This window comes from Ureibacillus acetophenoni, assembly GCF_900220965.1.
In the GTDB taxonomy this organism is placed as follows: domain Bacteria; phylum Bacillota; class Bacilli; order Bacillales_A; family Planococcaceae; genus Ureibacillus; species Ureibacillus acetophenoni.
Window position 1 is genome coordinate 235,975 of the sequence record NZ_OBQC01000003.1, and the last position, 13,865, is coordinate 249,839.

At 33.1% G+C, this 13,865-nt stretch carries 13 protein-coding genes; 2 read left to right on the forward strand and 11 right to left on the reverse strand.

Annotation, left to right across the window (positions count from 1 at the left end; translation table 11 throughout):
* Positions 1 to 193: 193 nt before the first annotated feature.
* The 3 genes from CRO45_RS06565 to CRO45_RS06575 form a co-directional block, all read right to left on the reverse strand.
* A complete protein-coding gene (locus CRO45_RS06565; protein WP_097148853.1) occupies positions 194 to 1,156 on the reverse strand; it encodes a thymidylate synthase in 963 nt (320 codons plus the stop codon).
* 97 nt (positions 1,157 to 1,253) lie between these two features.
* Complete coding sequence (locus tag CRO45_RS06570) at positions 1,254 to 2,447, reverse strand: GGDEF domain-containing protein (RefSeq protein ID WP_097148854.1); 1,194 nt, start codon at positions 2,445 to 2,447, stop codon at positions 1,254 to 1,256.
* Positions 2,448 to 2,729: 282 nt separating this feature from the next.
* On the reverse strand, positions 2,730 to 3,326 hold the full coding sequence (locus CRO45_RS06575) for a YpjP family protein (protein WP_097148855.1): 597 nt from the start codon (positions 3,324 to 3,326) through the stop codon (positions 2,730 to 2,732).
* Between the two features lie 687 nt (positions 3,327 to 4,013).
* Between CRO45_RS06575 and CRO45_RS06580 the strand changes: the two genes are divergently transcribed.
* A complete protein-coding gene (locus CRO45_RS06580; RefSeq protein WP_097148856.1) occupies positions 4,014 to 4,229 on the forward strand; it encodes a hypothetical protein in 216 nt (71 codons plus the stop codon).
* Positions 4,230 to 4,238: 9 nt separating this feature from the next.
* Here CRO45_RS06580 and CRO45_RS06585 read toward each other — a convergent pair whose 3' ends face one another.
* Both CRO45_RS06585 and CRO45_RS06590 read right to left on the reverse strand, forming a co-directional pair.
* The gene (locus CRO45_RS06585; RefSeq protein ID WP_097148857.1) at positions 4,239 to 5,027 is read right to left on the reverse strand and encodes a class I SAM-dependent methyltransferase; all 789 of its coding nucleotides are present in this window, start codon (positions 5,025 to 5,027) and stop codon (positions 4,239 to 4,241) included.
* A complete protein-coding gene (locus CRO45_RS06590; protein WP_097148858.1) occupies positions 5,015 to 5,446 on the reverse strand; it encodes a BrxA/BrxB family bacilliredoxin in 432 nt (143 codons plus the stop codon). Before CRO45_RS06590 ends, CRO45_RS06585 begins: the two co-directional genes overlap by 13 nt.
* A gap of 195 nt (positions 5,447 to 5,641) precedes the next feature.
* Here CRO45_RS06590 and CRO45_RS06595 point away from each other — a divergent pair, with 195 nt between their 5' ends.
* Positions 5,642 to 6,103: a DinB family protein gene (locus tag CRO45_RS06595; RefSeq protein WP_097148859.1), complete on the forward strand. Its 462-nt coding sequence runs from the start codon at positions 5,642 to 5,644 to the stop codon at positions 6,101 to 6,103.
* Positions 6,104 to 6,450: 347 nt separating this feature from the next.
* Here CRO45_RS06595 and CRO45_RS06605 read toward each other — a convergent pair whose 3' ends face one another.
* The 6 genes from CRO45_RS06605 to CRO45_RS06630 all read right to left on the reverse strand — a co-directional run bounded on the left by CRO45_RS06605 (position 6,451) and on the right by CRO45_RS06630 (position 13,776).
* Entirely contained in the window at positions 6,451 to 6,657 is a 207-nt protein-coding gene (locus CRO45_RS06605) for a thymidylate synthase (protein ID WP_097148861.1), read from the reverse strand.
* Between the two features lie 161 nt (positions 6,658 to 6,818).
* On the reverse strand, positions 6,819 to 8,183 hold the full coding sequence (locus tag CRO45_RS06610) for an aspartate kinase (protein ID WP_097148862.1): 1,365 nt from the start codon (positions 8,181 to 8,183) through the stop codon (positions 6,819 to 6,821).
* Positions 8,184 to 8,527: 344 nt separating this feature from the next.
* Entirely contained in the window at positions 8,528 to 9,349 is an 822-nt protein-coding gene (locus CRO45_RS06615) for a hypothetical protein (RefSeq protein ID WP_097148863.1), read from the reverse strand.
* Positions 9,342 to 13,121 (reverse strand): multicopper oxidase domain-containing protein, encoded by a 3,780-nt coding sequence (locus CRO45_RS06620; RefSeq protein ID WP_097148864.1) that lies wholly within the window; start codon positions 13,119 to 13,121, stop codon positions 9,342 to 9,344. Before CRO45_RS06620 ends, CRO45_RS06615 begins: the two co-directional genes overlap by 8 nt.
* A complete protein-coding gene (locus CRO45_RS06625; RefSeq protein ID WP_235864537.1) occupies positions 13,114 to 13,455 on the reverse strand; it encodes a hypothetical protein in 342 nt (113 codons plus the stop codon). Before CRO45_RS06625 ends, CRO45_RS06620 begins: the two co-directional genes overlap by 8 nt.
* A gap of 33 nt (positions 13,456 to 13,488) precedes the next feature.
* Positions 13,489 to 13,776, reverse strand: coding sequence for a hypothetical protein (locus CRO45_RS06630; protein ID WP_097148866.1), 288 nt, complete (start codon positions 13,774 to 13,776; stop codon positions 13,489 to 13,491).
* Between the last annotated feature and the right edge of the window lie 89 nt (positions 13,777 to 13,865).

A 13,865-nucleotide genomic window follows, 5' to 3' on the forward strand; every position in this document is an offset into this window, starting at 1 on the left:
TAGTATAAACTTATTACTTTTTTTAGTTTCGGTTTTATATTACCCATTTTTCGTAAAGCATCGATTCATATATACGACATATTCAAAGTTATGTGAAATTACACATAACATTAATTATGTCCTATGTACAATGCGGTAAATGTGTATTTCAACAATTTAAAAAATGACCTCCTAAAAGAAGGTCATTTGTTTTTTATACAGCTACCGGAGCTTTAATCGTTGGATGTGGGTTGTATCCTTCCATAGTTAGATCACTTAATTCAATATCAAAAATAGATTTCTTTTCAGGATTTATAACAAGCTTTGGTAGATTACGTGGTTCACGAGACAATTGTTCATTTACTTGATCTAAATGATTTAAATAAATATGAGCATCACCGAAGCTATGGACAAATTCTCCTACTCCTAATCCACATTCATGAGCAATTAAGTGAGTTAACAATGCGTATGAGGCAATGTTAAACGGAACGCCTAAAAAAACATCCGCACTACGTTGGTATAACTGGCATGATAGTTTCCCATCAGCTACATAAAATTGGAAAAGTGTATGACAAGGTGGTAAAGCCATATCATCAACTTCAGCTGGGTTCCATGCAGAAACAATTAACCTTCTAGAATTAGGGTTTGTTTTAATCATATCTATTACCTTTTTTAATTGGTCAATTGTTTCTCCACCATTTTCAGTTGGCCAAGAACGCCATTGCTTACCATATACAGGACCTAAATCACCGAACTTTAAGGCAAACTCGTCGTCCGATAGAATTTTTTCAGTAAATACTTTCATTTGCTCGTCTAATACTTTTGCGAAATCTTCATCGTTTGCAGCACGCAAACCAAAGTTTTTCATATCAGGACCTTCATAGTCATCTGATTTCACCCATTTTTCAAAAGCCCACTCATCCCAAATATGGTTATTATGTTGTAAAAGGTATCGAATGTTCGTATCACCTTTTATAAACCATAATAATTCACTTGCAACTAACATTTTAAAAGGAACTCGTTTAGTTGTTAATAAGGGGAATCCTTCATTCAAATCAAAACGCATTTGATAGCCAAATACACTAATTGTCCCTGTCCCAGTTCGATCTTCTTTTTTTACTCCATTATCTAAAATGTGCGTTAATAAATTTAAATAAGCCATTTCAGGATGTGCCATAGTATCACTCCTAGTACAATTACTTTTTATATTAATATATTATTCTTATATTAATTTTTACAAAATAATTGCTCATCCAAATAAGATAGATGAGCCTTTAAATATTTACAAATTGTCGATGTTCGTAATAATTTCTTCCATTTTCTTTAACAAAATAAAGTGCTTCATCAGCCTTATGGATACAAGATTTAATCTCACTTGGGTACTGAATATACGCAGTACTTGCACCTACACTGACTGTAACGTATGGATCAATAAGAGAAGAACTATGATCTATTTTTAATTCATTCACTTTACTAATAATTTCTTCACATATTTCTTTTGCCTTTTCCTCTGTATGGTTGATGAGTAAAATTGTAAATTCTTCTCCACCCCATCTTGAAGCGAAACAACCATATTTGTAAGCCAAATCATATAATTGTCGGCCAATATTTGCTAATACGAAGTCACCTTCACTATGACCATACGTATCATTATACAATTTAAAACAATCTACATCTACCATTATTGCAGTAAATAAGAATGACTCGTACTTAGACTTCTTCTCAAGTTCAGAAATATAGCTATCAAAGGCTCTTCGGTTAAATAAATTCGTTAAAGGATCTAAATTAGCTTGTAACTCTAATTTTCGATTCGCTTCCCTCAACTTCTTAGTTAAATCCCGGGTAATATGGGCTTCTTTAATAAGTTCGGATTGAAAACTTAATGATCTGTGGAATGAATAATAAAATGACCTGGATATAAAAAATGTGATTGGAATTAGTGAGAGTAAGTAAAGGACCTGTTGCCTTAATAATTCGGTATCATTATGTTGCATAATAAGACCTATTAATAGGGTTAAACTAGAAAAAAGCAATGAAATAATAAGTTGTTTCAATCGCAATACGATGACTGAACACGTTATACATAATGTTAAAGTATAAATCATGAGTTGGTTATAGTAACCGAAGTCACTTATTGTAATAATGGATCCAAGAAAAGTTAAGGCAACTACATAAAAACTAATAAAAAAATCCACTTTCCTACCATTTTTCTCTGTAATACGTATTTTTTTAATATCAGTAATAAAATATACAAACAAGTTGAAAATAACTAAAATTGTGTATGAAATTATTTGAAAGGATTTGTTTCCAAATATAGTAGACAATGATTGGTTAGATAAAAATGCCATAATTACTAATAAAAACACTATGATAATAGTAGTAACTTTGCTAATTAAACTAATTTTTTGTATATTATGCTTAAGGATTTCTAGCTCCGTTAAACTTTTTTGTTCAAAAAAATCCCCCAAAGTAAACTAACCTCATTTCAAAAAATCATAAATTATATTTTCCTGCATATAACAATAATATAGTTTTTAAAATTACTTAAATTAATTTTACAATAAATCACATAGTAAATAAACACTTTTTTACTATTTTATAGTAAATTAATCACAATAAATTTTAGAAAAACGAGGTATATTTACTTATATGCAAAATAGTATAATAGAACTATACACCTCTATTACTATGGAAAAATCAAAATAAAAAAGCTACCGCTCTAAATATTTAAGCGGTAGCTTTAACTAGTTTTATGACAACCATTTCGGTGGTGTATTTTTTGAGTAGTAAATATCGCCTACGTTATGATGGGTAACAAATCGATCCTCATAAGTATGGTAATGGAAATTATAATAATATCCTTCTAACGGTCTTTTTTCTGTTCGTACATGAAATCGAATTAAATCTTTGCCTGTAGCAACATCAATTAAGTTAAATATCTTCTCACTATAATTACCACTTGGTTGTTCAGTTATTTTTATGTACTTTAAGGAATTGGAATCCAATTTTGCCAATTCAATACCAATAATTTCTTCCATTTTTGGGAAAATGGAGTATTCAAATTCATCACCAATTACAGGAGCAATTCTTGTCCCAAATTTTATAAAGGACTGTTCTTTTGCATCATCAATAATCGTATCGATATACGATTCATTACTACTATCTGAATGATTATCACGTTGATCGGCAATACTACGTTCAACAACTGCCGAATCAGGGAGATTACTTTTAGAATTTTCAGACTGGTCATAATCTAAATGTTCCCATATTTCATGATTGGGTGAAATAATCCCAAATGTTATGAATGCAACGAATATGACGATTAATCTTTGTAACCATTTCTTCATATACATTACCTCGAATCCTAAATTATTCAAAAATTAGACTTATATATAGGTACGATTATATCATTAAAAGGTTTCATCTTTTAGTGTTTCATTGTAAAATAATAGATGTAAATACAATTGTACTATAAAGGGAGGTCCACTTCTATGGAATTATTTGAAGTCGCAGCAGGTATTGGATTTGCTTTAGTAATTGCTTACTTAACGTCTTTATGCTTTACAGAAAATAGCTAATTTCCGTTATTATTCATACAATTATTTTTTAATAAAGCAATTAGACAAGGGGTGCCCGATTTCTCGAGCACCCCTTTAGTATTTTGCGTAACATTATAAATAAATGAAGTATCAACCCTATCATCAGGGGAATTTTATATTAAAAGACTATACCGCGGTAAAATCCCACTAAAACGCTCTCTAACTTAAGCAATGCAAACCCAACCTACTTTTGCATCCTCGCAAGCCTATACTTGCTCCAGTATGAATAAGTGTCTTCAAAAACATTAGCGAAACGCCAATTTATTTATATGCTACACAAAAATAGCACCTAATAACTATAACACACTTTCATAAAAAGGTAAAACTAACATGGATATCAAGTTAAAAATAGTTTAATAAACAATTATGAATTGGTTATATATTTCATCTACAATCATAAAATTTATCATACTAAATGATAAGGAGAATAGTAGAATGTATAATGTAACTTTTTATGAAAATAGGGCGTTAGTCATGAGTAAATTAACATCATCGATTCCATCAGAAAATGAGAATATTCAGCTAAAAGGACGTAAAGCGACTGTTACTAACGTTGAAAAGCTAGATGAAAGGAATGTTCATGTTCATATCGCTTTTGAAAAAATAGTTAAAAAAGCCGCTGTCCTGGATACAAAGAAGAAAAGAAAATAAGTTAATCATTTAACTTTTTTCAATTATACCGTAATGGAATTTTGAAGATAGTCGGATATCCCGCAAAAAACCAAAGTCATCAAAATAAGTAGTTTTATAATGGGCTTTTAATACTACCCTTTTTCTTGCAACCCTAATAGCTTCTTGAACCCATTGTTTTGTAAGTCGAGTATGACTACCTGCATCTCGAAGCGGTTCGAAATTATTAGATTCTTCTATTACTTCTTCAAACATCGGATCCATATAAATAACATCTACCGAATCATTTTCAAGTTTACTTAAAAAATCAACTGCTTCTGCATGAACGACTTCAATTTGACGCATACATGAAGTTAAAGGTATATCGGAATAATCATATCTTTTCATACCTTGTTGAACTATAAACGCAACATTGCGATTTTCTTCTAAACCAATCACCTTACCATCAATACCCACAATATACGCAGCAACGATTGCATCTGAACCTAGTCCTAAAGTACAGTCTAGGTATGAATCACCCTGTACAAGTTTGCAAGCTTCTAAAAAAGGATCATTTTCACCTCTTGCAATACGTTTTAATCGAAAAGATGCAGAATTTGGATGGAAAAAGAAAGCGTTGTTAGCGCCTTTTGGATAATATTCAAATCGATTTTTCCCTGCAACAATAATATTAGCGTTCAGTAGCTCACTAATTTTAGCTACTGAACGCTTTTTTCTTGGCTCAAATGGAAGTCCCAGTTGTTGACAAGCAAAATCTGCTAATCTTAATGATTCCTCATCTGGTCTTCCAGCAGTTGTAACTACGGTTACTCCGCACATGTTTGTTTTAAAACACCTGTTAAATGATCCGTAATTTGTTCAACTGGATGACCTTCAATTTGATCGCGTGGGATAAAATATTCTAATTGACCATCTCTAAGTATTGCAATTGACGGAGAACTTGGTGGAACTTCTTCAAAATATCCGCGCATTGCAGCCGTTGCTTCACGATCCTGACCTGCAAAAACTGTCACTAAATGGTCTGGTTTAACTTCGGCAATAGCTTCGCGTACAGCTGGTCTAGCTAGTCCAGCAGCACAACCACATACTGAGTTTATGACAACTAATGAAACTCCCTTAGCTGTAGCCATAAATTCATTTACATCTTCTGGTGTCGTTAACTCCGAAAAGCCTGCATCTACTAACTCTTGACGCATCGGTTGAACAATACCTCTCATATACTCATCGTAAGCGTTCATCATATCTACCTCTTTCATAATTACTCGCATCCAAATTATATCAATATTTCCTTATGAAGTACAAAAGATTAAATTTTAATATGCTAAAAAGTAGCTAAAAGTCACTATTCACAAAAATCTTTAATAATTGAAAGGAAATTTATTAGCTAATCACTAATAAATATAAAAAGATCGATTTAAGGAGAGCTTAACTATATGGAAAAACGGCATGAAATTTTGTTTAATCAATTAAAAAACTACCGTGATTATGTATTGTATTTATTAGAGGATGTATCAGAAATTGAAGCAGAATTGATTCCAACAGGATTTAATAATAATATTCGCTGGAACGCTGGGCATATTTATTTAGACCAATATTTATGGATTGAACATTTAACAAAAGAAAAAATGGGGATTCCTGAAGAGTTTCGTGCGTGGTTTGGTTATGGAACTTCTCCAAAAGATTTTACTAATGATACTCCGTCATTAAAGGAATTAATTAAATTATTAAAATCTCAACCTGAAAAAATTAAAGAAAAGTATGGTCTTAGATTAGAGGAAGAATTCCCTCCTACAGAAATGGGAATGTTCACAATTGAGCAAGTATTAATTCGTACTATTTTCCATGAAGGGATGCATATCCAAACAATTATAGACATAAAGAAATTATTGAAATAAATTAATCAAATTAAAACCGATTTTACAACAGTTCCATTTTGCCAACAGATTAAAAAATTGAAGAAAAAAAGTCTTTTATTAATACAATAACCGTACCAAGCATCATAGCGAATACGCGAATTAAACCTGATTTAATGACTATAACAATGATAATAAGCGTAACTATTAAAGTATTTATTATTGGCATTGCATTAGTTATTCTATTAGAAATTCGAAGTTTAGCAAGAATATTAAAAGCGATATATAGAATAATTCCGATAAGTAATAAATGTACCAAAAGATTACCTCAATTCTAAAAGTTCTGATAGAACAAACACGTTGTGTGAAATTTGCACAACGTGTTATGGTTATTCTTCTTTTAAATAAATGACTAGTTCTTGACGATAGACCTCATTTTCTAAATAATGGTCTAATGTATGAAAATCGTATTTATAACTCCCAAATGGAAATGTAACATTTTCACCTTTTACTGCAGCAAGTAACCCTGCTACATCATTTGACACCATTTCTAAAACTTCCTCACCTGTTTGAGTTAGTACAAATATTACATTCAATGCTTTTCACCTTCTATTACGTTTTACACTATTTTAATACATTAACATGAATAAAATGTAAAATCAAAATACTCTTTCTTTCTCTTCAAGTAAATCCCAATCATTATCTAAAACATAAAAAAACTCTGTATGAACTGTGTCATACAGAGTTGCTTTGGAAATTAGTATACAGTTATTGGTGTGAAGAACTCTTCGTATAAAGCAGTTAACACTTGATTTTCTACTTCAGATAAAACACCGAACACTAAACTTACTTCTGAAGAACCTTGGTTAATCATTTCAATATTTGAGCCTGTTTTTGAAATAGCTGAGGCAGCACGGGCAGCAAGGCCAGTATTATTTCTCATACCTTCTCCAACAATTACAATCATTGAGAACCCATGACGGAAATATACATCATCCGCATGAAGTTCTTCTTTAACTCTTTTTACGATTCTTTCTTCTGCTTCAGGTGTAATTTGATTTGAACGGATGATTACAGAAATATCATCAACACCAGATGGCGTATGATCATAAGAAATATGTTCATCTTCAATAATATGAAGTAATTTACGTCCAAAACCAATTTCACGATTCATTAAATATTTTGAAACATATAAAGTTGAAAAACCACTATCAGCAGAAATCCCAGTAACAGGACGACTAGAAGATGTTGTTCTAGCAGGTAATATTCTTGTTCCTGGTGCTGATGGATTATTCGTATTTTTCACAGTTACTGGAATACCTAATTTAAATACTGGCATAAGTGCCTCATCGTGAAATACAGAAAAACCTGAGTATGAAAGTTCACGCATTTCGCGATAAGTAATTTCTTCTATTCCTACTGGATCTTTTACAACTTTTGGATTTGCGGAAAATACACAGTCCACATCTGTAAAGTTCTCATATAAATCTGCTTTAACTGCTGCAGCTAAGATAGAACCTGTAATATCTGAACCACCACGGTCAAAAGTACGTAATGTTCCTTCTTCTGTATAGCCGAAGAAACCAGGGAAAACAACAATTTCATCGTAATTTTTTAAATTATTTAGCTTTTCAAATGCTTCAGGTAACGCGACTGTACGTTCTGGTGGATTATTTACAATTAAACCCTCTTTTGGACTTACATATTTGGCAGAAAGTCCAATTGAGTTAAAGTAAGCAGCAATTAATTTTGCATTATTGTCTTCACCACTTGCCTTTAAGCTATCAACAAACAAATCAATAGATGATCTATCTGATTCAACTCGTTCACGTAAATCTTGCGCAATGATATTTGAAATAGATTGATCTAAACCTAGATCATCTGCTATTGTCTTATATCGCTCGACAACATTTTGAAGCTTTCCTTCAACATCTCCATTTTTAATAACGGCATTTGCTAAATCGATTAACATATCAGTTACTTTAATGTCATCGCTATAACGCTTGCCCGGAGCAGATACTACAATTAATCTTCTTTCAGGATTAGACTTCACAATGTTTGCGACTTTTTTGATTTGCTCAGCACTCGCAACTGAAGTACCACCAAATTTACATACTATCATTTCACCAGATCCTTACTATAAAATATTGTATTTTCAGAAAAAACAATTGACTTATCCCAGTGTACAAACTTTATAATCTTACGTCAATAGTTCAAGAAAAAATAATTAAAATCTTATCACACTTCACAATTTTGTTTCAAGTCACACTATTATATGTAGTATCGTCCATTCCGAACAGCATGTTTGCCTATATCAATTTTCAGAAAAGAAAACCGTGTACATCTATAGTGGTATGTACACGATTTTTCAATTATACCTTGCAATTGACAAGATATTTTCTAAATTCATTATATATATTTTTCGCAATATTACTAGATTGAAATTATTGTTAATTGTACACAAATTTATTTTAAATTTAATACTTGTATATAACAAATTGTGTTTATATCGATTTCTTGTTTCTTCTTTTTATTTTGAATTTGAATTTTGCCATCTCTAGTTTCTATTAATGTCCCGAAATGACGCTCTTTGTCAGTTCTTATTTTTACTTCTTTACCTTCGTACTTCTTTAACGCTTTGTGTAATGGAATTCCAAAAAACAGATTTTCAATATCTGCATTTTTTGAAACAAATTCACCAAAATTGAACGCCAATTCTCGTCTTGTATCCTGATCAGCGTTAATAAATTTAGGCTCACGTTCTTCTTCTACACTGTCTATTCTTGAAATAGATAGAAGATTATTATATAGAATAAATAATGCACTACCTATTGGATTTATTTGAATAAAATCTCGACCAGCATTTGCCAATTTACCAATTTTTCGAATTAATTTGACAGTTTCTGCTTCACCTTCATTATTTCCATTTATCGAATTATTCACTAGTATTTCATTAACATCTTCATCATCTTCTTGAATATCTAATCCACATAATATATTGGCCTTCACTTTGATCCCTTTTATATCAAGAAAATGTAGTTGTAGTTGTCTAGTATTATTCGCATCCACTTCAGAACCTAATGACCTCAATAAGTCATTGATCGTTTCGATACAAATTTGTAAATCATCTAGCTCTTCTTGAGAAAGCGGGCTATTTAGAGAAGAAAAACGACGTGTTCTAATTTGTTTTTTACAATCAAATGGTGAACCGAATAAGTTAACGGGGTTTTGAGGAACTAATTGATTACATTTACAAGGATAGTGTTCGCATAAATTACAGTTATTCATAAAGAACACCTTCATCTTTTTTCTTTTTTGTAGTTTCCAACAATAACAAACCTGATACATATTCTTCAAGTTCATCTACATCTACAGTTTTTGATGGCTCATCGTTTTGCAAAGTTACTTTACTAAACGAGTTATTTAAAGGTGCTAATAATTTTGATTTTCTTTTTAAAACTCTTAGAATTCCCCACATTCCTAATTCAATATCCCATCTAATATTACCTGAACGATATAAATAGTCACCTGGTTTATCTAATAGTCCTCCGGCACCATATAAGATATGAAAATCATCAGATGACCCTACTGTCCTTTGTGGCGCTGCGGAAATAATAGAGGAATTAAAATCATCTTCGCTTCTAAAGAACTTGTGCCCATGAATAACAAAGGTACGTGTTCTCGGTTTATCTGCAGGTTGTGTTAATCGGATTGTAATTGGATCACCAGGATAAGCAAGTAAAAGAGGTGTACTAGGATCACCAAAGGCTTTAGAACTAAATACTTTATGGATGTCTTTAAATTTCTTTACCCGGTTTCTAAATGGTTCATAGCGATAGTTAAAAGCTTTTGATCCTGCATCTTCAAAGTCTGGTTCTTCTTCCTCTTCAACTTCAACATTTCCAAATACCAGTGGTTCTGGGTCAAGGATTAGATTGCCGTTTTTATCAAGCAATCGTATACCATCATGCATGATAAGGGCAAATTCTCTAGTCTCAGGTAGTAGAGGATTTTTTATAATTACTTGTTCACCTGTACTTACTTCTTTTCTCGTTTTTGAGTCGAGGAATTTTGACCCTCTTGGTTCGGCTATAAGCATTCCAAATGCACCATGATGTCTATGGTTTCGAAGATCTGCCATATCCACTAAATTAGCTGTACCAATATCTTGATCTATATACCAGCTATAAGTGATTGTTTCTCCAGGACCAATTGTTTGATCTTTATTGAAACCTACTGTCGCTCCATCTGAATTTCGAACATCGTAAACAACTAAATGAGCATGTAGGGAAATTCGATCCGAGGTTGGGAAGAATGCTTCTACAGGCACTTGTGGATATCCATGAATACCATCATGATGATCTTTCCCATTTAATAAGTTTGTAAGTCTAATTTCTACATATTCACCAACGTTCGCTCGAATAATTAACGGCTTTGGATTTTTCTTTCCACATAGAATATCATCCACATCTTCTTTTAACGCATAGACAATACCAAATGGGTCATGGTCACCATTCTTATGATATTCAATACATGCATTTAACGCATATACATCGTATTTTCGAACGACTTTATCATCAGGATATGAATAATGATCTATTTTTACTTGTGGTGGTATCTTTCCAGTTGGTTTTGGTAATGGCTCTTTTCTCATTGGCGGTTTTTTTCTATCCTTTAAAGGCATTAGGTGATGAACCCGTTTCTCGTAAGTACGGAAAATCCCCCAATTCCCTAACCAAATATCATCGATTGAACCAAAATGGTAAAGCATATCGAAGTCTCCTTCACCTTCTACGTTAAATTCAAACGTAAAGGTTTCAGCGATAGCGATATGTTGTTGCTGATCGAGTTCCGAATCCAAATCTGGTCGCTCCCGATGCCATCGTTGACGGTGTAAGTTAAAACTATGAGATTCTTCATGTGCACCTTGGATTAATCGAACACGAACAGGGTCACCGTTATAGGTTTCTAGAAGTGGCGTAACTGGATCTCCATGTACCCATGAGCTGAATACATATGCTGGGTCACAATCAGGTTCTTTCAAACGAAACTGTAATGGTTCACATCGATAATTGACACCCATTACTCCTGGATCATCAGGAGAACTTGGAAATGGTGGTGGATTTAGTGGATTTCCTTCTTTATCAAACAATAAAGCGAAGTCATGTACAAATAAGTTAATTTCTCGGAAATCTGGAATTAATGGATTTTCAATTCTTGCTTGAGTTCCTGATAGAATCTCTTTTTCTTCATATGGACTTAAATACTTAGAGCCCCTTGGTTCAATATTAATCGCAGCAAACACACCATGCTGTTGATGCTCATTAGCAAATAAATGGTCGTGCCAAAATGTTGATTTTAACTCTACATCCGCATACCAGGCGTATTCTATTGTTTCATTTGGTGTAATTCCTGAATCATAATTCCAACCAACATTAGCACCATCCGAACATAAAACGTCAAATTTTACGAAGTGTACATGCATACCCGCCTCATATGTTCGATTGACTAATTGGAAGGCGTTTCCACCTATTGTTTCAGGCAATTTATTCGTATATTTAAACTTAACTAAATCCCCTGCATTTGCTCTAATTACAAATGGTTCTGGATTTTTCTTACCTGCAAGTATATCTTCGTAATCTTCTGCTAAAACATAAAAACGCCCTTCAGGATCATGCCATCCTTGCTTGTTATACACAATAGGCGCTTGCATAATGATGACATGATATTCTCGAACAGGTGCATCTGGAGGCGCTGGGTTTACAAATGCTGCACCTGGAATGGGTCGTTCAGCAAAGTGATTTTTTTCAATTTTTGTTGGTTCTCTACCGTTTACGATTCCAAGTGGTGGACGGGGTGCTTTAAATCCAGGAATTCCCGGAACAAAGTTAGGATATCCAGGTCTTTCTGGCGTAGGCTTTGGTGGTAATGGTCGATCAGGAAGCGGTTGGAGTGGCTTAATTTGAACTCCATTTGGATAACACATACTTCCATCCTGTAAAGTATCAAAATTACGTTGAATCCCCCACATTCCTTCTCCAAAATGCGGATAAAGGTGACAGTGAATAATTGCATCTCCAATGGCACCATGTAAGCTTCCAGCACCATACATTGGAGAAACTGTATACTGCGCTTGAGGTGAAATTGCTTGAACATCCAAAATTTCAGAATCCATATCATTATGTTCAAATAGCCATTGGTGAACATGATAGTGGAATGAATGGGTTTCTTGAACTCCAGCATGAACAAGTCGAATTTTGATTGGATCACCAACATAACATTTTAATATCGGCGTATCTGGGTCACCAAATACCCAAGAGTCATGGTGCACTTCCTCACCTTCACAATCTGGACAAACGACTCCTTCTTGTATTAATCTCAATCGATTTCTCATCGGCTCTGCACGGTAGTTAATTAGGTGAGTTGCTTCAGGTTGGAGTGTATGCGGACTAATCGGTGATTGCCCTGTTAAATCATCAACTTCCTGTTCATCATGGAAGAACCAACCAAATTCGCGAAACGATGGCAACAGTGGATTATGAACATCCGCAAAATTACCGCTGTTAATCGGTTTACCTGTTTCAGGATGTGTCCACCAAGAACCTCTTGGCTCAACGAATAATGCACCAAATAATCCATGAACATTACTACCTTGTTCACTAGATAACGCATTTCCTAAATCTGAAAAGAAATTAACCCCTTCATCAAATACTTTCCATTTATATAATATTTTCTCGCCTTTTTTCACTGTCGTATTACGGTTTAAACCAACAAATGCCCCATCAGCAGTCATGACATCATATTCGGCATCTTGAATGTGAATCCCCGTATTGAATGGAAGTTGGTTTTCGAACAATACTTCAACTTCGTCACCGACACACGCTCTAATCACTAATGGTTCTACTAAATCTACTGGTGTAAAAGGGTTCTTTTCAACTTGTTTTTTCACTAAACTTTCGTTTTCTTTTAGTACATACATCATTCCATCAGGGTCGTGATCACCAAATCTGTTTACAACGATTCTTATGGGTATTGCAACTATATGATATCTTCTAATCATGTTCATCATTCCTATGCCGTATATCTGGTATTTCTGGTTTACCAGGTTGTTCAATATAGAATACTTCAATTTCATCAATATGGATTCGGAAGATTTCATCATCAAGTTCATTTACATTCGTTACATCAGCTTTTATGATTAAAAAATCACCATTCACAGCTTTAATCGTTCCAATAATTAAAAATGGAAATGGGGCGATGAGAATTAATGCTTTTTTTCCCACATTTACTCGGAACTCTTCAGTAACTACAAATTCACGAACTGTATTAATATCAGGTCTTCCAACTCCGTTAATATTAAAATCAAAGTTATCAAATTGAAATTGATCTCTCACTTTTTTCATCCTTTCTAAAGATGTTTAAAAACCCTATATTAGAGGTATTTTTCTGTTCGGATCAAAAGGTGTAAAAATAGCTATTTTTTCAATTGGAAAACTTAATGGCGTTGGAAATTTATAAAACGGCGCATTATGCATTTTAATAATCACTGGAAATAAAGTAATAAAACCATTGGTAACTTCAGTTACTCGACCACTAAAAATCGGTCGAAATGTTTGCCCTAAAATACTTAATTGCTTACTTTCAGTTACAAGTAAAATATCTTTATTCAATACATCAAGGAATACTGCGTTTTCCTCAAGGATTGGACTTTCCATCCTAAATCACCTCCGATATTTCATTCGGTTACTATATTGTATAAACATTTACTACTATTGGTTAAACGAACGCACAATTTCCAGTCAAT